Source organism: Enterobacter sp. RHBSTW-00975, assembly GCF_013615235.1.
In the GTDB taxonomy this organism is placed as follows: Bacteria; Pseudomonadota; Gammaproteobacteria; order Enterobacterales; family Enterobacteriaceae; genus Enterobacter; species Enterobacter ludwigii.
Genome location: NZ_CP055883.1, coordinates 2,896,736 through 2,916,422, shown reverse-complemented (window position 1 = coordinate 2,916,422; position 19,687 = coordinate 2,896,736). Strand labels below are relative to the sequence as shown.

Here is a 19,687-nt window from a genome sequence, read left to right as displayed (position 1 = left end):
TCATGGGTTTTTCACAAGGTCTTAGCGGCCTCAGCGCCGCCGCAAAAGCACTGGATGTGGTGGGTAACAACATCGCCAACTCGCAGACCGTCGGGTTTAAAGCGGGTTCTGTTGCCTTCTCCGATATCTTTGCCGGTTCAGCCGGTCTCGGCGTACAGGTCGCGGGCACCAGCCAAAACTTTGGCGACGGCGGCCTGAAGGCCGGCAGTTCTCCGCTGGATATGGGCATCACCGGGAAAGGGTTCTTCCGCATGGTGGATGCCGCCGGTAGCGTATTCTACGGACGTAACGGCGAGTTTAAGGAAGATGCTAACGGCTATATCATCAACAAGACTAACGGTCTGTTCTTAACGGGCTATCAGGCCACGGATGGGGTGATCAACCCTGGCGCGCCTGTAGGGCCGATCCGTATTCCAAAGGACGATATGCCACCGGCGGCCTCGACGGCAGGTTCACTGACCGGCAACCTGAAGTCGGATGACAAAGTTATTGATCAAGCCGACAATCCATTCGATAAGGACAAACCAGAAACTTACAACCATATCAGCGAGATTGAAGCGACCGATAACCTGGGCAATAAGCACACCGTGAAGGTTTACTTCGTTCATACGGGGGATGGCGAGTGGACAGCTTACGCGGAAGATTCTACCGCGCCTGGTGCGAAGCCGGCAGAGCTTGATCTGAAATTCACTGAAGGCAAGTTAACCGGTGCAAATGACCTGGTTATTGAGAGCGCGGCATACAGCGGTGGCCTGCCTCTTAAACTGACCATGGATTTGAGCAAACTGACGCAGTACGCCAGCGATACCCAGGTCAAGTTGGGTGAAATCGACGGTCAGGCTCCCGGTAAATTCAATAGCTATCAGGTCAGCGACACCGGTGAAGTGACGGCCATCTACAGCAACGGTAAACGTCAGGTGGTGGCACAGGTTGTACTGGCAGACTTTGCCAACGCAGGCGGCCTGGAACCGCAGGGCAACAACCTGTGGGCAGAAACCGTCCAGTCCGGCCAGCCGTTCCTGGGCCTCTCCGGCAGCGGTAGCTTCGGCGATGTTACGGGCGGCATGGTGGAACAGTCGAACGTAGATCTGGGGGAAGAGATGGTCAACATGATCGTCTACCAGCGTAACTACCAGTCCAACTCGCAAACCATCAAAACCCAGTCTGAGATCCTGCAGACGCTGGTTAACCTGCGTTAAGGCTGAGTGATGGATCGCGCTATCTATACCGCCATGAGTGCCGCCAACGCGGCGCTCAACCGCCAGGCGGTCACCTCAAATAATCTGGCGAACAGCTCTACCGCCGGTTTCCGCTCTCAGCTTGCCGCGTTTCGCTCGGTACCCATCGAAGGCGAAACCCTGCGTACGCGCGCGCTGGTGGCGGAATCCACCCCCTTTCACGACACCACCATGGGGCCCATCACCCACACCGGGCGCAGCCTGGACGTGGCACTGCCGCAAAACGGCTGGCTGGCGGTGGCGCTGGATGACGGCAGCGAAGGTTATACCCGCAACGGCGCAATCGAAGTGGATCAAGACGGAGCGCTCAGCGTCAACGGCCGTCCGCTAATGGGTGATGGCGGCCCGCTGGAAGTGCCGCCGCAGTCACATATCACTATCGGTACGGACGGCACCGTCTCCGCGCTTGGTATGGGCGATGATCCCACGGCTCTGGTCCCTGTCGGGCGCATTAAGCTGGTCAACGCGGAAATCAATGCCCTGCAGCACGGCGACGACGGTCTGTTTCGGTCAGCCGCGGGTGACGTGCTGGCACAGGATGAAACCCTGCGCCTGACGCCGGAAGCCATCGAAGGCAGCAACGTCAGTCCGGTGCAGGCGATGACCCAGATGATCGCCAACTCCCGTGGCTTTGACATGAACATGAAGGTCATCCGCACCGCCGACGAAAATGCCCAGAAGGCTAACCAGCTATTAAGCGTGAGCTAAGTTCGCGCAAGGAGTCACAACATGATTCGTTCTTTATGGATCGCTAAAACCGGGCTGGAAGCACAGCAGCTCAATATGGACGTTATTTCCAACAACCTGGCGAACGTCAATACCAACGGCTTTAAGCGCCAGCGCGCCGTGTTCCAGGATCTGCTCTATCAGAACATGCGCCAGCCAGGCGCCCAGTCCACCGAGCAGAACACCCTGCCGAGTGGTCTGCAACTGGGTACCGGCGTGCGTCCTGTTTCCACCCAGCGGGTACATACTCAGGGCGGATTGAACCAGACCGGCGATGAATACTCCGTTGCCATTGAAGGTGAAGGTTTCTTCCAGGTGCAGATGCCGGACGGCAGCACTGCCTATACCCGTGATGGCCAGTTCTCAAAAAGCCCGGACGGACAGCTGATCAACGCTGAAGGGTATCCGATCCAGCCGGGCATTGTGATCCCGCAGGATGCCAAAAGCATCACCATTGGCAGCGATGGCCTGGTGAGCGCGAAAATTCCTGGCCAGGCAGAAGATCAGCAAATCGGCCAGCTGACGCTGACCACCTTCGTCAACAACGCAGGGCTCGAAAGCGTGGGCGGCAATCTCTACAAAGAGACCCAGGCTTCCGGTGCGCCAAACGAGCTGACCCCCGGCATGGAGAGCGCGGGCATTCTGAAGCAAAGCTACGTCGAAACCTCCAACGTCAACGTGGCGGAAGAGCTGGTGACGATGATTCAGGTGCAGCGCGCCTACGAAATCAACAGCAAAGCGGTTTCAGCATCGGACCAGATGCTGCAGCGTCTTTCCCAGCTGTAATGTCCTCTTTCTGGCCGCGCGAGCGGCCAGATATTTTATCGACACTGAAATGAAAACACTCTTAATGAATACCCCTGTCGTCGCGCGTCGTTGCGCACTGGCGGCGAGCGTGCTGCTGTTGAGCGGCTGCGCGCACATTATGCAAAACAAGCTCGTTGAAGGTCCGACGACGGCAACACCATTACCGATGGCACCGGCAGCGACCGGCGGCTCGCTGTTTCAGGCGGGGCAGGGCATGAACTATGGCTATCAGCCGATGTTCGAAGACCGCCGCCCGCGTAACGTAGGCGATACGCTGACGATCCTGCTGCAGGAGAACGTGAGCGCCAGCAAAAGTTCCTCCGCCAGTGCCAACCGTAATGGATCGGCCGGGATGGGGCTGATCGCGGTACCCACTAAGCTCAACAGCTGGCTGGGTGACGGCAAAGCGGATTTTGAAGCCGAAGGCAAAAATGATTTTTCCGGCAAGGGCGGCGCCGCGGCGCGAAACACCTTTACCGGGACGATCACCGTGACCGTAAACGAGCTTCTGCCTAACGGTAACCTGCGCGTGGTGGGCGAAAAGCAGATCGCCATTAACCAGGGCACGGAATTTATCCGTTTTTCCGGCGTGGTGAATCCGCGGTTTATCAGTGGCGGGAATACCGTGCCCTCCACCCAGGTGGCGGACGCGCGGATCGAGTATGTCGGCAACGGCTACATCAACGAAGCGCAGAACATGGGCTGGCTGCAGCGCCTGTTCCTGAACCTTTCTCCATTCTGATAAGACCATGAAAAAAGAATCTATCCTGTTTTTCCTCAGCATCCTGCTCTACGGCATGATGCTGGTCGTGCCCAAAACCGCCAGCGCGGAGCGCATTCGCGATCTGGTGACGGTGCAGGGCGTTCGCTCCAACTCCCTGATGGGCTATGGCCTGATCGTGGGTCTGGACGGCACGGGCGACCAGACCATGCAGGCACCGTTTACCGGGCAAAGCCTCAACAATATGCTCTCGCAGCTGGGGATCACCGTGCCGGCGGGCACCAACATGCAGCTGAAAAATATCGCGGCGGTGATGGTCACCGCCGAGCTGCCGCCGTTTGCCCGTCCCGGCGACAAGCTGGATATCGTGGTTTCCTCGGTCGGTAATGCCAAAAGCCTGCGCGGCGGCACGCTGCTGATGACCCCGCTGAAAGGTGCGGATAACCAGATCTACGCCATTGCCCAGGGCAACATCCTGATTTCCGGCGCAGGCGCGCAGGCGGGCGGCAGCCGCGTGCAGGTCAACCAGCTCAACGGCGGGCGTATCAGCGGCGGGGCGACCGTCGAGCGCGAGGTGCCGAACGATTTTGCCACCCAGAGCATTGTCCGGTTGCAGCTTAACGAGAGCGATTTCTCGCTGGCACAGCAGATCAGCGACGCCATTAATCAGCGCTACAGCGGCGGGGCGGCTATCCCGGAAGATGCGCGTACCGTGCGCCTCTTTGCACCGCCGGATGGCCCCTCGCGCGTGCGTTTTCTGGCGAACATCCAGGACATTCCCCTGCGGGTGAACGTGCAGGATGCGAAAGTCATCGTGAATTCCCGAACCGGATCGGTGGTGATGAACCGCCACGTGTCGCTGGACTCCTGCGCGGTCGCGCACGGCTCGCTGACGGTAGAAGTGATGCAGAACAACATTATTAGCCAGCCGGATACACCGTTTGGTGGCGGTGAAACGGTGGTGGTGCCGCAGACGGACATCTCCGTGCGCGACAGCGGCGGTTCGCTGCAGCACGTGCGCAGTAGCACCGATCTGAACGCGGTGATCCGCGCCCTGAACAGCCTGGGGGCCACGCCAAACGAGCTGATGTCGGTTCTGCAGGCGATGAAAAACGCCGGCTGTCTGCGTGCGAAGCTGGAGGTCAACTGATGAACGCCTTCGATAAGTTCGACCAGCCCGCCTTTGACGTCCGTTCGCTGGACCACCTGAAACGGGAGGCCGGGCGGCAATCGCCCGGCGCACTGAAGGCGGCGGCGAAGCAGATGGAGGGGATCTTCGTGCAGATGATGATGAAAAGCATGCGCGACGCCACCTTTAAGGACGAACTGATGAACAGCCAGTCCGCCGAGATGTACACCGCCATGCACGATCAGCAGGTTGCACAAAATATTGCCGGGAGTGGTCAGCTCGGTTTTGCCGATCTTATCGTCCGTCAGCTGGGTGGCGAGAGCGATGCGCCTGTCGTAAGCACGCCGGGACGTGATTTTTCACGTCCCGGACTTTCTTCTGTTCCGGCCACCGGGCCGCTGCGCTTGCCTGCCCCGGTATCGTTCGCAAAACCAGTCGAAGGGGCACATCCGTTTATCTCGCGTCTGTTGCGCCCGGCACAGGAGGCGGCAGCCCAGAGCGGGCTGCACCCGCATCTGATTCTGGCCCAGGCGGCGCTGGAGTCCGGCTGGGGGAAACGTGAAATTCCGGCCGCCAACGGCTCCCCGAGCCACAACCTGTTCGGCATAAAGGCCACCGGCGACTGGCGCGGAAAAACCACCGAGATTACCACTACGGAATACATCAACGGCGTGAAGCAGAAGGTGAAGGCGGCATTCCGCGTCTATGACTCCTATGAGCATGCGCTGAAAGACTACGCGGCACTGTTGACCAAAAATCCTCGCTATCGCGGTGTGGCGCAGTCTGCTTCACCGGAGCAGGGAGCGAAAGCGCTGCAGGCGGGGGGCTATGCGACAGACCCGGCCTACGCCAAAAAGCTCATCACCATTATTCAGAAGGTGAAAGGCGATATTCAGCAGGGCGTAAATGCCTATAAAAACGATATCGATAAAATTTTTTAGAGAATTTTTTTATCACCGATGAAATAAGCAGAACCATGAACATTCAGGCCCGGATATAAGCAACGGGACTGCGAACGGAGAAGGTCCAGACCCTATGAATAATTTATATAACTTAGCGAGAAACGGCTTAAGCGTTGCACAGGCGGCGCTCAGAGTTACTGGTGATAATTTGACCAACGGTGTATCACATGCCTACAGCCGCCGTAGCATGATCATCGGCGAGCTGGGCGGCATGTCGACACAGACCGGTTTTTACGGTTTCGGGGCTCAGGTGAACGGCATTGAACGCGCTTACGATAGCTTTGCTAACAACCAGCTCCGCGGTGCTATCTCCCAGTATTCCTTCCTGAATGGGCGCATGGAGCAGCTGGCGGATATCGACAATATGCTGGCCGACGAGTCGGATAACGTCTCGGTATCGCTTGGCAATTTGTTTAAGGCGATGTCTACGCTGAGTACAGCCCCGGAAGATGCGGCGGCGCGTTCGGCCGTCTTTAACTCACTGGGCTCGCTGGCCAGCCGCTACAACGCCAGCGGCAAACGCCTGAGCGGGCTTGAAAAAAGCACCAACACGCAGATTGAGCAGAGCGTTAAGGATCTTAACAGCTACACCAAACAGCTGGCGGAGATCAACAAACAGCTGGAGCGCGCCCAGGGGGCCGGCAAGCCACCTGCAGACCTGCTGGACCGCCGCGATTTGCTGCTGGAAGAGATCAGCAATCAGATCGGGATTGAGGTGTCGGAGAACGTGCAGAGCGGGCGTGTTGACGTCACTCTCTCTGACGGACGCCCGCTGGTCTCTGGTGATAAGGCCTACGCGCTGAAAACCTCTCCATCGGCGAACGATCCGAACAAAACCATCGTTTCCTATGTGGATGCCAACGGCAAGGAGACGCCACTCGACGAAGACCGCATTACGAAAGGCCACCTGGCAGGGCTGTTCAAATTCCGTAACGAGGATCTGACGCTGGCGCGTCAGGAGCTGGATAAGATGGCCTTCATCATGGCCAGCCGGATGAACGAGCAGAACAGGGACGGGTACTTGCCAGACGGCACTCAGGGCGGGGATCTCTTTTCCCTGCCACCTATTGCTGCCAGGGCCAACAGCGGCAACGTGGGGACGGGCAAGCTGGGCCCGATTGAGGTAACTGACTATAAGCTGGTCAACGCCGAAGAGTACACCATCAGGTACGATGATGCTGTGGGCGGTTGGCGCGTGACGGGGGCTGATGGTCGGGACATACCTCACGTGCCGGGACGACCAGACGGAATCGAGTTCGACGGCCTCAAAGTTCAGCTTCCCGACCCGGCAACGGTGAAAGATGGCGACAGCTTCACCTTCAACCCCATGTCCGGTGCCGCCGAAGGCCTGAGCCGTAAAATTACCGACGCCCAGGGGTTTGCTGCCTCGGACTCTGCGGACCCAGATGATAAAGGTAACAACAAAAACCTGCAAAAGATGCTGGAGATCCAGAACGAAGAGCTGATTGGCGGCAGCACCCTGGCAGAGGCTTACGCCAGCCTGGTCGGCACCATCGGTGATAACGCGCGCAACGTCAAATCTAACCTCACGAGTGCAGATATTGATATGCAGACCAAGTTTGAGATCAAACAGGCGCTCTCCGGTGTGAGTATGGATGAAGAAAAGATCAACCTGGATATGTTTTTGCAGTATTACCGCGCCAACGCGCAGCTTCTGCAAACCGCCAACAACATGTTTGATTCGCTACTGGCGATCCGATAAAGGAATAAAAAATGCGATTAAGTACCCTTTATATGTACCAGCAGAGCGCGCAAAGCATGTCGGCGCGCATGAGTCAGAGCAATGAAACCTACCTGCGGATGTCGGCAGGCAAAACGCTGTTAAAAGCCTCGGACGATCCGGCGGCGGCCACCGATGCGGTGAAATATAAGGATGCGCTGGCAAAGCTTGAGCTGTACAGCGACGTGCGCTCCCGCGCGCGCGGTGCGCTGGAGCATGAGGACAATATACTGAATGGGGCCGGGAACTTACTGACCACCACGCTGAAAGAGAAACTCGTGGCGGCGGGTTCAGATGCCTATTCCGATGCGGATCGTAATGCCTTAGGCAAAGAGATTGAGGGGATTCGTCAGAATTTGCTGGATCTGGCGAATAGCCGCGACGGCAATGGCCGCTATATTTTTGGCGGTTTCCAGACGGCTAAGCCACCGTATCTTGAAGACGGCACCTATGATGGTGGTAATGAAGCGCGGAAACAGACCGTTGCGGACGGCACGGAAATGCAGATTGGGCATGTGGGTGAAGACGTCTTTGGGGATATCTTCGGGATCCTGCAAACCGCCGTGGATGAACTTTCTAAAGAGGATATTGATTACGACGCGATGAAGGCCGCGCTGAGCGCCGCAAGCCAGGCCGTCGATGCGGGTATCGACCGCCTGGGCAAGGCTCAGGCCGAGCTGGGGACCAACCTGCAGCAGTTGGAGGCGCTCGATATGTCCGGTGACGTGATGATCATTGATATGAAAGTCAAGGTGGACACCGCCATTGGTGCCGATACGGGCGTGCTGGTTTCGCTGATGGCGGAGTCGCAAATGTCCGAGCTGGCGCTGAACGCTTCCATGTACGTTTATAAAAGTATGCAAAAAATGAATCTCTTCAACAGCTGATTCATTTCACAACACAACAGACAACAACAGGCGCCGCCGCGTACGATGAATTCGTGCGCGGCAGGTGAAAATCTATGTTAACGAAACTTAAAATCTATACCGCGGTCAGCCTTATTATTGGGCTGTTTGCTGCCTTGCTGTTTGGTATTACCGTCTATTCAGTTTATGACGCCGTCAAAAATAACAATAATTTTAAACGTATTGTTGTCGCCTCTGAAAATAACGATCAGATGCGTGATGCGGTCTATAACATCAGCGCCGTAATGGCCAACACCAACGGCTTAATGCTCCAGGCTGCGATGGGTAATCCGGTCTCGCAGAACGTGACGACACACACGCAAAACGTCGTGAAATTTGCCCGCCGGAACATGGATGACTTTATGGCATCGCCGTTCAATACGCCGGAGGAGAGTCGTCTTGCGGCGGAAGTGAATGCGGCGTTTAACGAAGTCTACAAAGCGGCAGAAGCGAAGCTTGGCTACCTGAACAATCCGACAGGCTATACCGGCTCACTGGAGCACGACATGAACCTGCGCACGGAGCTGCGTAATAAGGTTGAGCAGTATACGGATGCCAGTGCCCGCCTGAATGAAAGTTATATTCATGAATCAGAGCGTGGCTACAAGATTATGCTCGGCGTTGGGCTGGTCGTGATTCTGCTCGGTGTGGGAATGCTGTTTGCCGTTCGCTTCTGGCTGCGCAATACCCTGGTCCGTCGTATGGAAACCACGGTGGAGACGCTGCGTCGCGTGGCAGCGGGCGATCTGAGTCAGGCGATCGAAAGCGGAAGCCAGAATGAAATTGGCAGCATGCTGTCCGAGCTGGAAACGATGCGCACTTCCCTGACCAGCACCATTCTGGGCATTCGTGAAAGCGTGCAGCGCATTCACAGTAACGCCCAGGAAATTGCCCACGGTAATAACGATCTCTCTTCCCGTACGGAAGAGCAGGCGGCCGCGCTGCAGGAGACAGCGGCCAGCATGGAGCAGATCAAAACTACCGTGCGTCAGAATGCCGATAACGCGCATGCGGCCCGTGAGCTGGCGGAAAGCGCCAGTACCAATGCCCATAACGGTGGCGAAGTCATGCACAGTCTTGAGCAAATCATGGCGCAGATCACCACCAGTTCCCGACAGATCGCCGACATTAACGGCGTAATCGACAGCATTGCGAACCAGACCAATATTCTTGCTCTGAACGCGGCGGTAGAAGCAGCACGCGCCGGTGAACAGGGGCGTGGTTTTGCCGTGGTTGCAGAAGAGGTGCGTAATCTGGCTAAACGCAGCGCGGACGCTGCCAAAGAGATTAATCAGCTCATCAACACCAGCGTCAATAATATTGATACCGGTTCACGCCAGGTCGGGCAGGCCAGTAACGTGATGCAGGAAATTGTGACATCGGTGGCGCAGGTAACCCAAATTATGGGCGAGATCACCTCGGCATCTGATGAACAGAGCGCGGGGATTAATCAGATTTCGCAAGCGGTAAATGAAATGGATCTGGTGACGCAGCAAAATGCCGCGATGGTTGAAGAGGCGGCCCTCGCCGCCGGTGATCTTGAAGCACAATCTGATTCCCTGGAAAAACTGGTCTCACAATTCAGGCTGAATGAAGGCAGCGCCGCTGCAAAAGTATTGCCTGTATCCAGTAGACCACAGCGTCAAAAAGATGATTCTGCTCTTGCGCAGTGGGAAACCTTTTAAAGAGGTGAAATACCGCCAGTATTAACGCCTTATTCATTGTCTGGGCGTGATATTAAATGAAGTAACGGAATGCGCATTTTTATAAAGGCTTATTGCACTATTTGAATGATTAATTTCACCGGATAATTCTCTGAGAGAATAGCGGGTGGAATGCAATCGTGGATGGTATATATACAGCCGAAGGGTTGGAAGACAAAACAGTCGTCTGGTCAAAATATCATTATCTTGTGCGGCAGGAAGCATTGCGTCTACATAAGCGGCTTCCTGCCAGCGTGGAGCTGGATGATTTGATTCAGGCAGGTTCGATGGGTTTTTTAAACGCGGTAGAAACCTTCGATCCGAAAAAAGGAATAGCGCTCAGCGCGTGGATAACACAACGCGTAAAATGGGCATTGTTAGATGAGTTGAGAGAAAGTGACTGGGTCCCGCGACGGGTAAGAACGCATACGCGAGAAATTGTCAGTATTATTCAACAAATCGAGCAGGAAAAAGGGGGGGAGGCCACCGAAGCGGATATTGCCGGGCGTATGGGCGTGTCGCTAAAAGAGTTTCAGCAAATGCTGGCGGATAATAACAACAGCCAAATGTATTCTGTCGATGAGTTACAGGAGAATTTTGCCGACAGCTGGGAGTCCTGCGACGATGAAAATGAGTCGTTAAATCCTGTCCATCATGCTGTCAGGCAAAATTTAATTGAGCAAATTACAGAACATTTGCAGTACATACCTGAACGAGAGCAGGTCTTACTTCAGCTTTATTATCTTCAGGATATGAACATGAAAGAGATTGGGCTGGTGTTCGGCATCACGGAAACGCGTGTGAGCCAGTTGCACAGTCTGGCACTCAAAAGGTTGAGAAGCCGGATGGAATCGTCTTCAAGATAAAGGTGTATTTGAGTATTCACAGTTTTAATATGTTAAAGCCAGCGGGATGAGCAGTGATTATCAGGTTTAATAACGTTTAACAAAGGTATTAATCTTATGTTAATCATGCAGTTAACATCAATTCGATGATTTGTGGCGATTTCTGTCGCTTGTTCGAAAAATACTTAATGTTTATGATTTTGCCAGTTTTGTGATGCAGCCTCCTTTGGCATTGACAAGGTAATAACGCATTTTCTGAAGAACACAGATTTACTTCAGTGAATATCAATACCAAAAGACTCTCTGCATCAGTTCGGTAGTTTTATATCTCTAAACTGACATGCCATTTATTGGCTGGATAACATTGGGAGTTTTCACCTGTGTCCAATTTCGACGAGTATCTGCAGAATATCCATGACATCAACCTGTCCTATTTGCTGCTGGCACAGCAGCTTATTCGCCAGGATAAATTTGCGGCCGGTTTTCGCCTCGGACTGTCCGAGGGAACCATTGACAATCTTAAAGAGCTTTCGTTGCCGCAGTTAATGAAACTGGCAACAACGAATCAGCTTATTTGTCGTCTGCGCGTGGACGATGAAGTTGTCATTGAAAATCTCACCAAAGATTCTCGTATTGAAGCGCTACAACAGATTCACACGGGCATTATTTTGTCGACCAATCTTCTGAATGGGCTTAGCGAAGAAACTGCGGCTGCAGCGGAGGAGGCGTAATATGTGTGGTGAAAAAAGTCTGCTGCAGGAAATTGATGAAATCAACATCGCGATGGGGTTAATTTCACTCGGCGCAAGAATGCAGGTACTGGAATCTGAAACGTCGCTGAGCCGCCGTCGTCTTTTACGATTATATAAAGAGTTGCGTGGTTGTCCGCCGCCGAAAGGCATGCTGCCCTTTTCGGAAGACTGGTTTATGTCCTGGGAACAGAATATCCACTCATCCATGTTCTACAACATTTATCTGTATCTGAAAAAGACCGAGCAGGGCCGTTCAATTGAAATGCTGATGAAGACCTATCGTCTTTATCTTGAGCAATGTAGCACCTGTGCGGATGAGAAGCCGGTCCTGGGGCTGACGCGTGCCTGGACATTATTACGTTTTATCGACTGCGGCATTATTTCCCGCAAAGCCTGCAGTACGTGTGGCGGCGGTTTTATCGTTACCACGGAATTTATTAAAAATCCATTTACCTGCAGTTTGTGCAGCCCGCCATCGCGTGCGCTTAAAAAATCCCAGGTGAGCCATTCCGGGTTGCGTGGAACCTTTGCCGCCCCGGAAATCATGACGGCGTAAACCTGAACGGCGGCTATGCGCAAGATGGCGTTTACCTGATGCCGGGATGACCGGCATCGGTCGAATAAAGTTAAAGGAGAGAGTGTGTTAGTTATTGTTGGCTATCTTGTTGTCATACTGACCGTTTTTGGTGGGTTTATCCTTTCCGGCGGCAATATTATGTCGCTGTTCCAGCCGCTGGAGCTGCTGATTATCGGCGGTGCCGGGGTCGGTGCCTTTATCGTCGGCAACAACGTCAAATCACTCAAAGCCACCGGCAAAGCGCTGGTGAAATTGTTTGTCGGTAAACGGTACAACAAAGCGGTCTATATGGACCTGATGGCGTTAATGTTCCTGCTGCTGTCGCAAAGCCGTGTTCACGGGCTGATGTCACTTGAGAAGGACATTGAAGATCCGCAGAACAGCGACATTTTTAATGCCTATCCGCGCCTGATGAGCGACCCGATGCTCAGCAACTTTATCCTCGACTATTTCCGCCTGATGATTGGCGGCAGCATGAATTCACACGAAATCGAAGCCTTAATGGATGAAGAGATCGAAACCTGTGAAGAGGAGCTGGAAGTTCCGGCGCACAGCCTGAATACCGTGGGCGACGCGTTTCCGGCGTTTGGGATTGTCGCAGCGGTGATGGGGGTGGTGAACGCCCTGGGGTCAGCCGATCGCCCTGCCGCAGAGCTGGGAATGCTGATTGGCCATGCGCTGGTGGGTACCTTCCTCGGCATTCTGATTGCCTATGGCTTTGTGTTACCGCTGGCAACGCTGCTGCGCCAGAAGAGCTCCGATCAGGTCAAGATTTTACAGTGTATTAAAGTGACGTTGCTTTCCAGCCTGAACGGCTATGCCCCGCAAATTGCTGTGGAATTCGGCCGTAAGACCATTTTTACCAGTGAACGTCCGTCGTTTGAGGAGCTGGAGGAGCACGTTCGTGAGGTGAAATCCAACGCCACGCTGAAAACCAAATCGGCGGACAACGCAGCATGAAAAACGTCACGCCTGTCATCATTTCACGTAAGCGCAAAAAGAAAAAACACGCGCACCACGGCGGGACGTGGAAGATTGCCTATGCGGACTTTATGACCGCCATGATGGCCTTCTTTCTGGTGATGTGGCTGCTGGCGCAGTCCACGGACATGGAGAGAGAGCTGATTGCCGATTATTTCCGTATGCCGATCAAGCCCTCCATGTCCAATGGCAATAAAACCAGCCTGAGCGACAGCGTCATCCCCGGCGGCGGGGATGACATCCTCAAGCAGCAGGGGGACGTGTTTAAAAGCCAGATCAATGCCCTCGATAAGCATAAGCGCTTTGAAAGTCTTCAGCAGGCCAAAGAGAAGCTACAGCGGATGATTGAAACGGATCCGCGGCTTAACAATTTTAAGTCAAATATCCTGCTGAACCTCACCAACGATGGGCTGTTGATTCAGATTACGGACTCGCAGGATCGCCCTATGTTCCGTGTGGGAAGCGAGCTGCCAGAATCCTATATGAACGGGATCCTGCAGGCGCTGGTGCCGCTGCTTCAGGAGTTGCCCAATGCGCTCAGCCTGACGGGACATACCGACTCGCTGCCGTATGCCGGCGGTGAGGGAGGATACAGTAACTGGGAACTCTCCGCCGGACGTGCTAACGCGGCCAGGCGCGTGCTGGTTCGCGCCGGGTTGAATGACGAGCGATTTCTGCGCGTCATTGGTACCGCCAGCCGCATGCCGCTGGAAAATACGTCTCCTGACAGTGCGGTGAACCGCCGAATCAGCATCCTGATCCTCAGTCGTTCAAAAGAGCAGGCGATCCGTCTGGAAGATACGCAGTCACAGCGTGCAGAAAGCGTGCTGAGCGACGTGAATCTGCAAAACGTGCAGGGTTATACCGATGGACATGAATGATTTCTCGCAGATCTTCTTTACCGAAGCAGAAGAACTGCTTGCCGAAATGGAACAGGAGCTTTTACAGCTCGATGTTGCTTCTCCCGACCAGGAGCAACTGAACGCCATTTTTCGCGCCGCGCACTCACTGAAAGGGGGCGCAGCCACCTTCGGTTTTAGCGCATTACAGGAGACAACGCACCTTCTCGAGAACTTGCTCGATCAGGCGAGGGCCGGTGAGCGCGCGTTGAGCCGGACGATCGTTAACCTTTTTCTGGAATGTAAGGACATTATGCAAGCGCAGCTGGAAGCCTATCAGTCTTCGCAGGAGCCTGATGAAGCAAGCTTTCGCTATATTTGCGAGGCTTTAAGAGAGATCGCGCTGGACAGTAAAGCACCCGTTGCGCCAGCTCCGGAACCCGTCCCGCAGGTGGGGGCAGACGAAGACGTCGCGCTACTGATAACGCTCAGTAACGTGGATGCCCACGAGCAGGCGATGTTGCGTGAAGAGCTAACTCATATAGGGGAGCTGGTGGCCGCGGAGGCCAGCGCGGACAGCCTGACGGTAACGCTGATGACCAGTGCGTCGGCCGACGACATCACTGCCGTGCTTTGCTTTGTGCTGGAGGCTGAACAGATTAAGGTCACACCAGCCGCTCAGACGCAAGCCATTGCGTCGCCGCCTGTTGCAGAAAAACCTGCGCCCGCTCCGGTGGCCAGAAAAATCGCCGCGGCGCCTCGTGCGGCAAATCAGGAGTCGGGTAGCATTCGTGTGGCGGTCAGTAAGGTCGATCAGATTATTAATCAGGTCGGCGAACTGATCATCACACAGGCCATGCTCTCGCAGCTATCGCGAACGCTCGACCCGGCCAGCTACGATCTGCTTTCCGGCTGCGTTGCGCAGATGGAGCGCAATACCCGCGAGCTGCAGGAGTCGGTGATGTCAATCCGTATGATGCCCATGGATTATGTTTTTAGCCGCTTCCCGCGACTGGTGCATGACCTCGGATCCCGCCTGAATAAACAGGTTGAACTGACGCTCAAGGGCGGCTCCGCCAAGCTGGATAAAAGCCTGATTGAACGCATTATCGACCCGCTCACGCATCTGGTACGTAACAGCCTGGACCATGGCATCGAAGAGAAAGAGATGCGCGTGGCAAAAGGGAAATCTGAAGTCGGGAATCTGACGCTGTCGGCTGAGCACCATGGTGGCAACATCGTGATTGAAGTCAGCGACGACGGCGCAGGACTTAATCGCGAGAAAATTCTCGCCAAAGCACGTGCCCAGGGGATGACGCTCAGTGACTCAATGAGCGATGAAGACGTGTGGATGCTGATTTTTGCCGCCGGTTTCTCGACGGCAGAAAGCGTGACGGACGTCTCCGGGCGCGGCGTTGGCATGGACGTGGTGCGACGAAATATTCTGGCGATGGGCGGGCACGTCGATGTGCTTTCCACGCCGGGCACGGGCACCACCATTCGCATTATTCTGCCGCTGACGCTGGCAATTCTCGACGGCATGCTGGTGAAAGTGGGCGACGAGATTTATGTCCTGCCGCTGGGCGCGGTAATGGAGTCGCTCCGTCCGAACGAAGAGATGCTGTGCCGCTTTGTCGGTGAGGAACGGTTGTTGCAGGTGCGCGGTGAGTATCTGCCACTGGTTCTGCTGCGCCAGCGGCTCAGCGTGGCGGGAGAGGTGCCCGCCGATGACGGCATTGTTGTGATCGTACAAAGCGCGGGCTGCCGCTATGCGCTGTGGGTTGACCAGCTTATTGGTCAGCAGCAGGTCGTGGTGAAAAATCTTGAACAGAACTACCGCAAAGTTCCGGGCGTCTCAGCGGCAACCATCCTTGGCGATGGCAGCGTGGCGCTGATCCTTGACGTGGTTGAACTCTCAACGCTCAACGTTCCACAACCCCGAAGGGAGGGGGTAAAAGCATGACCGTAGCAACCGCCACAAAACCGACCAGTACCGATGCCATTGCTCAGGAGTACCTGGTATTCCGCCTGGGAGACGAAGAATATGGCATCGATATTTTGAAAGTGCAGGAGATCCGCGGCTGCGATCGACTGACACGAATTCCAAACGCGCCAAACTTCATTACCGGTGTAACCAATCTGCGCGGCGTGATTGTCCCGATCGTCGATTTGCGCGTGCGGTTTGATCTGCCCGACCCCTCGCAGGATGAAAGTACGGTCGTGATTGTGCTTAATCTCAACGATAGGGTGGTGGGCATTGTTGTCGACGGCGTGGTTGATGTTCTGTCGATGGGCGTCGAGCAGATTAAACCGACGCCGGACGTGGCCTCGGTGCTGTCCGGACGCTATCTGCTTGGGCTGGGCGTACTCGATACCCGCATGATTATCCTCGTCAATATCGAAATGCTCCTGAGCCGGGAAGAGATGGAACTTGTCGACGCCGTCACTGAGTCGTTTGCCGGGTGAAGTCCCTGACGCAAAACGCCAGAGAACAGCCTGGCGTTTTGCCGCTGTACGTCAGGTTGAAACGTTAAGGGCCTGTTAAAATGTGCGTCAACCCGTCATGATGATCGTCATCAAAACGGAGAAATGTTGATACTATGCCCGTAAATTTTGACCTTAACGATCTTTATGCTTTCAGAGCGTTAGTGGAATACGGCAACTTTCGGGTTGCTGCTGAATCTATCTGTTTGTCCCCGTCAGCACTGAGCCGCAGGATTGAAAAACTGGAGGCGGCGCTGGGAGCGAAGCTGTTTGACCGGACCACCCGCCACGTGGCTCTGACACTGTACGGGCAGAACTTTGCTGAACGTTCAGCGCAGTTGCTCGATAACGTTGAGTCCATGCTGGCTGATATTGATAAAGTGAGTGAAGAGCGGACCGGGCTGATTACCGTCGCTACGGTACCGTCTGCGGCCTATTACTTTATGCCGGATGTCATTCGTCGCTTTCAGTCCCGTTATCCGCGTGTCCGGATTAAGCTCATCGACAGCAGCGCGGGGAATGTCATTGACGCGGTTGCCCGTAGCCAGGCGGATTTCGGGATCTGTTTCGCCGGGAGTTTGCCCTCTGAAATCGAGTTTTTCCCCCTTGTGGAAGATAGCTATGTCGCCGCGTGCAGGCGCGATCACCCGCTGGCAAAAAAGACTCACCTGACGTGGCAGGCGTTTTATCAGCAGGACTATATCATCCTCGACAAAACGTCAGGCAACCGTAACCTGCTCGACCGGATGCTGGGGGATATCGTGCCTGCGCGTCCCAGCGTTTGCGAAACGCGCCATGTGACCACGATGCTCGGTATGGTAGAGGCGGGCATCGGCATTGCTGCCGTGCCCGCCATGTCGATGCCGACGTCAGAGCACTCGCTACTGACGTCTGTCCCGCTCGTGGCGCCGGAGGTGAAACGCACTGTGGGGCTGATTCGACGCCGGGGGCGCATCCAGTCTTACATTGCGGCTGAACTGGAAAAACACATTACTGAGCAGTACCGCGGGACGTGACGGGGCTCATCCCCGTGTCGCGAATCACGGCGCTGGACTGTGTCGAGGAAAGGTAATCCAGCAGCGCTTTCCCTTCGCCAGGATGGTCGGCGTGGCGGGTCACGGCACCAGCAAAGCGGGTGATGTATTGCAGGTTGTCCGGGAGTTTGCCAACAAACGTCACCCCTGGAATCGGCAGCAGTTCGCTGACCTGCTGGAAACCTACCGCGTATTTCCCTTTCGCCACTTCTTCGGCGACGGGGGTGCGCTCAACCTTCGTTGCTTTACCCATCACCTCTTTTTCAATCCCCAGCGTTTTGAACAGCGTCTGGCTGACATATCTGCCGCTGGCGCTGTCGGAGTAGGCGATGGACTCCGCCTGAAGCAGCGTATGGCGAAGTTTCGCCTCGTTACTGATATCCGGGACGTCAGCGCCTTTTTTTACCACCATACCGACAGGGGAGTCCGCTAGTTCCGTGCGCGAGCCAGGCTGAGTCAGGTTGTCCTTTTCAAGTGTTGCCAGCGCATCGCCCACCATGATCACCACGTCGGCTTTTTCCCCGCGCGCAAGCCGGTTAGGAATTGCCTGCGGAGTCGTTCCCATAGACGGGCCGGGAATGAGCACAATGTTATCTCCGGTCTGGCGTTCATATTCCGGAGCCAGCTTTTCAAGGGCGGCTTTAAAACCGCCTGAGATCATGACCGTCACCTCTTTCGCTGAGGTACTGAAGCTCAGGACGGTCAGTATCAACGCGCTGGTGGTCAGTCGAGGAATCAGTCTCATGCCGCCCCCTCTGATTTCACGGTATTTTGCAGCGTCACTGCACGACGACGGTACAGGTAGAGCGTTGCCAGCAGGGCGCACACCGCGGCGAAACTCATCCAGTAGCCGGGAGAGGCTTTATCCCCGGTATATTCTATCAGCGCGGTAGACATTACCGGCGTGAACCCTCCAAATACCGCCGTTGCCAGACTGTAGGCCAGAGAGAACCCCGCCACGCGAACTTCAGAAGGCATGATCTCCGTGAGCGCCGGGATCATCGCACCGTTGTACAGGCCATAGAGGAAAGAGAGCCACAGCAGGACGCTCAGCATCATTGAGAAGCTCGGTGCCTGCGCCAGCAGCGTCAGTGCCGGGTAGCTCGTCGCCAGAGCCAGCAGCGTCATGGCGATAAGCACCGGTTTACGCCCAAAGCGGTCCGACAACGCACCGCCTACCGGCAGCCAGATAAAGTTGGAAATTGCCACCAGAAGCGTGACCAGCAGGCTGTCCGAAGCGCTGAGCATCAGCACTTTTTTCCCGAAAGTCGGCGCGTAAACGGTGATCAGATAAAAGGCCGTGGTGGTCATTGCCACCATCAGCATGCCAGCAATGACCACCTGCCAGTTACCGAGCAGGGTTTTAAAGACCTGATGCATCTCCAGATGATGGCGGCGTGCGTTGAACTCCTCTGTCTCTTCCAGTTTGCGGCGCAGGAAAAAGATAAACGGTACGATTAAACAGCCGACCAGGAACGGGATACGCCAGCCCCATTCACGAATGGCGCTCTCTGCCATCAGCGCATTCAGCGCAAACCCCATGGCTGCCGCAACCATAATCGCGACCTGCTGGCTGCCGGACTGCCAGCTGGTGTAAAAACCTTTGCGGCCGGGCGTGGCAATTTCAGCCAGATAGACCGATACGCCACCCAGCTCCGCTCCGGCAGAAAACCCCTGCAACAGTCGGCCAGTCAGAACCAGTAACGGTGCCCACAGACCTATGCTGTGATAAGACGGAATAAGCACGATCAGGAAGGTACCCGCCGCCATAATCGACAGGGTCACGATGAGTCCTTTTCTGCGCCCAACCTTGTCGATATAGGCACCCAGTACGATTGCCCCGATGGGGCGCATTAAAAATCCTGCGCCGAAGACGGCAAACGTCATCATCAGGGAAGCAAATTCACTGCTCGCCGGGAAAAAGGTATGCGCGATGTAGGTCGCATAAAAGCCGAAGAGAAAGAAGTCGAATTGCTCGAGAAAGTTGCCGGACGTCACGCGAAGTATCGCGCCCGCTTTCGAGCGAACGGTTGCAGGTGAGGTTGAGGAAAACATGGTTATCTCCAGTTTATTGTTGACGTTTTGCTCGTCTGTTTCTGAAAACTGGATCAAGAACCCCAAATTTATAAGCGCAATTAATACATGGACTGATGCATTTAACGCATCAATAGCGCGTGGTCGATCGGGAGTGATTGTCGTAACAACAACTTAACAATTAATTGATTTTTTATTCACCAGTTTGG

At 55.1% G+C, this 19,687-nt stretch carries 19 protein-coding genes; 17 read left to right on the top strand and 2 right to left on the bottom strand.

Annotated elements, in window-relative coordinates:
- Positions 1–2 precede the first annotated feature (2 nt).
- The 17 genes from flgE (at position 3) to HV340_RS13920 (ending at position 17,426) form a co-directional block, all read left to right on the top strand.
- Entirely contained in the window at positions 3–1,199 is a 1,197-nt protein-coding gene (flgE, locus tag HV340_RS14000) for a flagellar hook protein FlgE (protein WP_025203770.1), read from the top strand.
- Positions 1,200–1,208: 9 nt separating this feature from the next.
- On the top strand, positions 1,209–1,946 hold the full coding sequence (locus tag HV340_RS13995; RefSeq protein ID WP_025203771.1) for a flagellar basal body rod protein FlgF: 738 nt from the start codon (positions 1,209–1,211) through the stop codon (positions 1,944–1,946).
- Between the two features lie 21 nt (positions 1,947–1,967).
- Complete coding sequence (gene flgG / locus HV340_RS13990) at positions 1,968–2,750, top strand: flagellar basal-body rod protein FlgG (protein ID WP_063924778.1); 783 nt, start codon at positions 1,968–1,970, stop codon at positions 2,748–2,750.
- Between the two features lie 49 nt (positions 2,751–2,799).
- Positions 2,800–3,513 (top strand): flagellar basal body L-ring protein FlgH, encoded by a 714-nt coding sequence (locus tag HV340_RS13985; protein ID WP_025203773.1) that lies wholly within the window; start codon positions 2,800–2,802, stop codon positions 3,511–3,513.
- Positions 3,514–3,520: 7 nt separating this feature from the next.
- Complete coding sequence (locus HV340_RS13980) at positions 3,521–4,642, top strand: flagellar basal body P-ring protein FlgI (RefSeq protein ID WP_063924779.1); 1,122 nt, start codon at positions 3,521–3,523, stop codon at positions 4,640–4,642.
- Positions 4,642–5,562 (top strand): flagellar assembly peptidoglycan hydrolase FlgJ, encoded by a 921-nt coding sequence (flgJ, locus tag HV340_RS13975; protein ID WP_063924780.1) that lies wholly within the window; start codon positions 4,642–4,644, stop codon positions 5,560–5,562. Before HV340_RS13980 ends, flgJ begins: the two co-directional genes overlap by 1 nt.
- 94 nt (positions 5,563–5,656) lie before the next feature.
- The gene (gene flgK, locus HV340_RS13970) at positions 5,657–7,306 is read left to right on the top strand and encodes a flagellar hook-associated protein FlgK (RefSeq protein WP_063924781.1); all 1,650 of its coding nucleotides are present in this window, start codon (positions 5,657–5,659) and stop codon (positions 7,304–7,306) included.
- A gap of 11 nt (positions 7,307–7,317) precedes the next feature.
- Positions 7,318–8,211 carry a flagellar hook-associated protein FlgL gene (gene flgL, locus HV340_RS13965; protein ID WP_063924782.1) on the top strand — a complete coding sequence of 298 codons (894 nt, stop codon included), beginning with the start codon at positions 7,318–7,320 and terminating at the stop codon, positions 8,209–8,211.
- 74 nt (positions 8,212–8,285) lie between these two features.
- On the top strand, positions 8,286–9,914 hold the full coding sequence (locus HV340_RS13960) for a methyl-accepting chemotaxis protein (RefSeq protein WP_040017858.1): 1,629 nt from the start codon (positions 8,286–8,288) through the stop codon (positions 9,912–9,914).
- 158 nt (positions 9,915–10,072) lie between these two features.
- A complete protein-coding gene (fliA, locus tag HV340_RS13955) occupies positions 10,073–10,798 on the top strand; it encodes an RNA polymerase sigma factor FliA (protein ID WP_063924783.1) in 726 nt (241 codons plus the stop codon).
- 359 nt (positions 10,799–11,157) lie between these two features.
- Positions 11,158–11,508, top strand: a complete 351-nt coding sequence (gene flhD / locus HV340_RS13950) for a flagellar transcriptional regulator FlhD (RefSeq protein WP_025203780.1) — start codon at positions 11,158–11,160, stop codon at positions 11,506–11,508.
- A gap of 1 nt (position 11,509) precedes the next feature.
- Positions 11,510–12,085 (top strand): flagellar transcriptional regulator FlhC, encoded by a 576-nt coding sequence (flhC, locus tag HV340_RS13945; protein WP_025203781.1) that lies wholly within the window; start codon positions 11,510–11,512, stop codon positions 12,083–12,085.
- 84 nt (positions 12,086–12,169) lie between these two features.
- Positions 12,170–13,066 (top strand): flagellar motor stator protein MotA, encoded by an 897-nt coding sequence (gene motA, locus HV340_RS13940; protein WP_025203782.1) that lies wholly within the window; start codon positions 12,170–12,172, stop codon positions 13,064–13,066.
- On the top strand, positions 13,063–13,968 hold the full coding sequence (gene motB / locus HV340_RS13935; RefSeq protein WP_025203783.1) for a flagellar motor protein MotB: 906 nt from the start codon (positions 13,063–13,065) through the stop codon (positions 13,966–13,968). The genes motA and motB overlap by 4 nt, the downstream gene beginning before the upstream one ends.
- Positions 13,955–15,889: a chemotaxis protein CheA gene (gene cheA / locus HV340_RS13930; RefSeq protein ID WP_181216040.1), complete on the top strand. Its 1,935-nt coding sequence runs from the start codon at positions 13,955–13,957 to the stop codon at positions 15,887–15,889. The genes motB and cheA overlap by 14 nt, the downstream gene beginning before the upstream one ends.
- A complete protein-coding gene (locus tag HV340_RS13925; RefSeq protein ID WP_025203785.1) occupies positions 15,886–16,392 on the top strand; it encodes a chemotaxis protein CheW in 507 nt (168 codons plus the stop codon). Before cheA ends, HV340_RS13925 begins: the two co-directional genes overlap by 4 nt.
- A gap of 134 nt (positions 16,393–16,526) precedes the next feature.
- On the top strand, positions 16,527–17,426 hold the full coding sequence (locus tag HV340_RS13920; protein WP_014170763.1) for a LysR family transcriptional regulator: 900 nt from the start codon (positions 16,527–16,529) through the stop codon (positions 17,424–17,426).
- Here the strand turns inward: HV340_RS13920 and HV340_RS13915 are convergent.
- Together HV340_RS13915 and HV340_RS13910 are read right to left on the bottom strand one after the other, a co-directional pair.
- Positions 17,401–18,189 carry a substrate-binding domain-containing protein gene (locus tag HV340_RS13915; protein ID WP_063924785.1) on the bottom strand — a complete coding sequence of 263 codons (789 nt, stop codon included), beginning with the start codon at positions 18,187–18,189 and terminating at the stop codon, positions 17,401–17,403. The two genes, HV340_RS13920 and HV340_RS13915, sit on opposite strands and share 26 nt — an antisense overlap.
- The gene (locus tag HV340_RS13910) at positions 18,186–19,499 is read right to left on the bottom strand and encodes an MFS transporter (RefSeq protein WP_032680672.1); all 1,314 of its coding nucleotides are present in this window, start codon (positions 19,497–19,499) and stop codon (positions 18,186–18,188) included. Before HV340_RS13910 ends, HV340_RS13915 begins: the two co-directional genes overlap by 4 nt.
- Between the last annotated feature and the right edge of the window lie 188 nt (positions 19,500–19,687).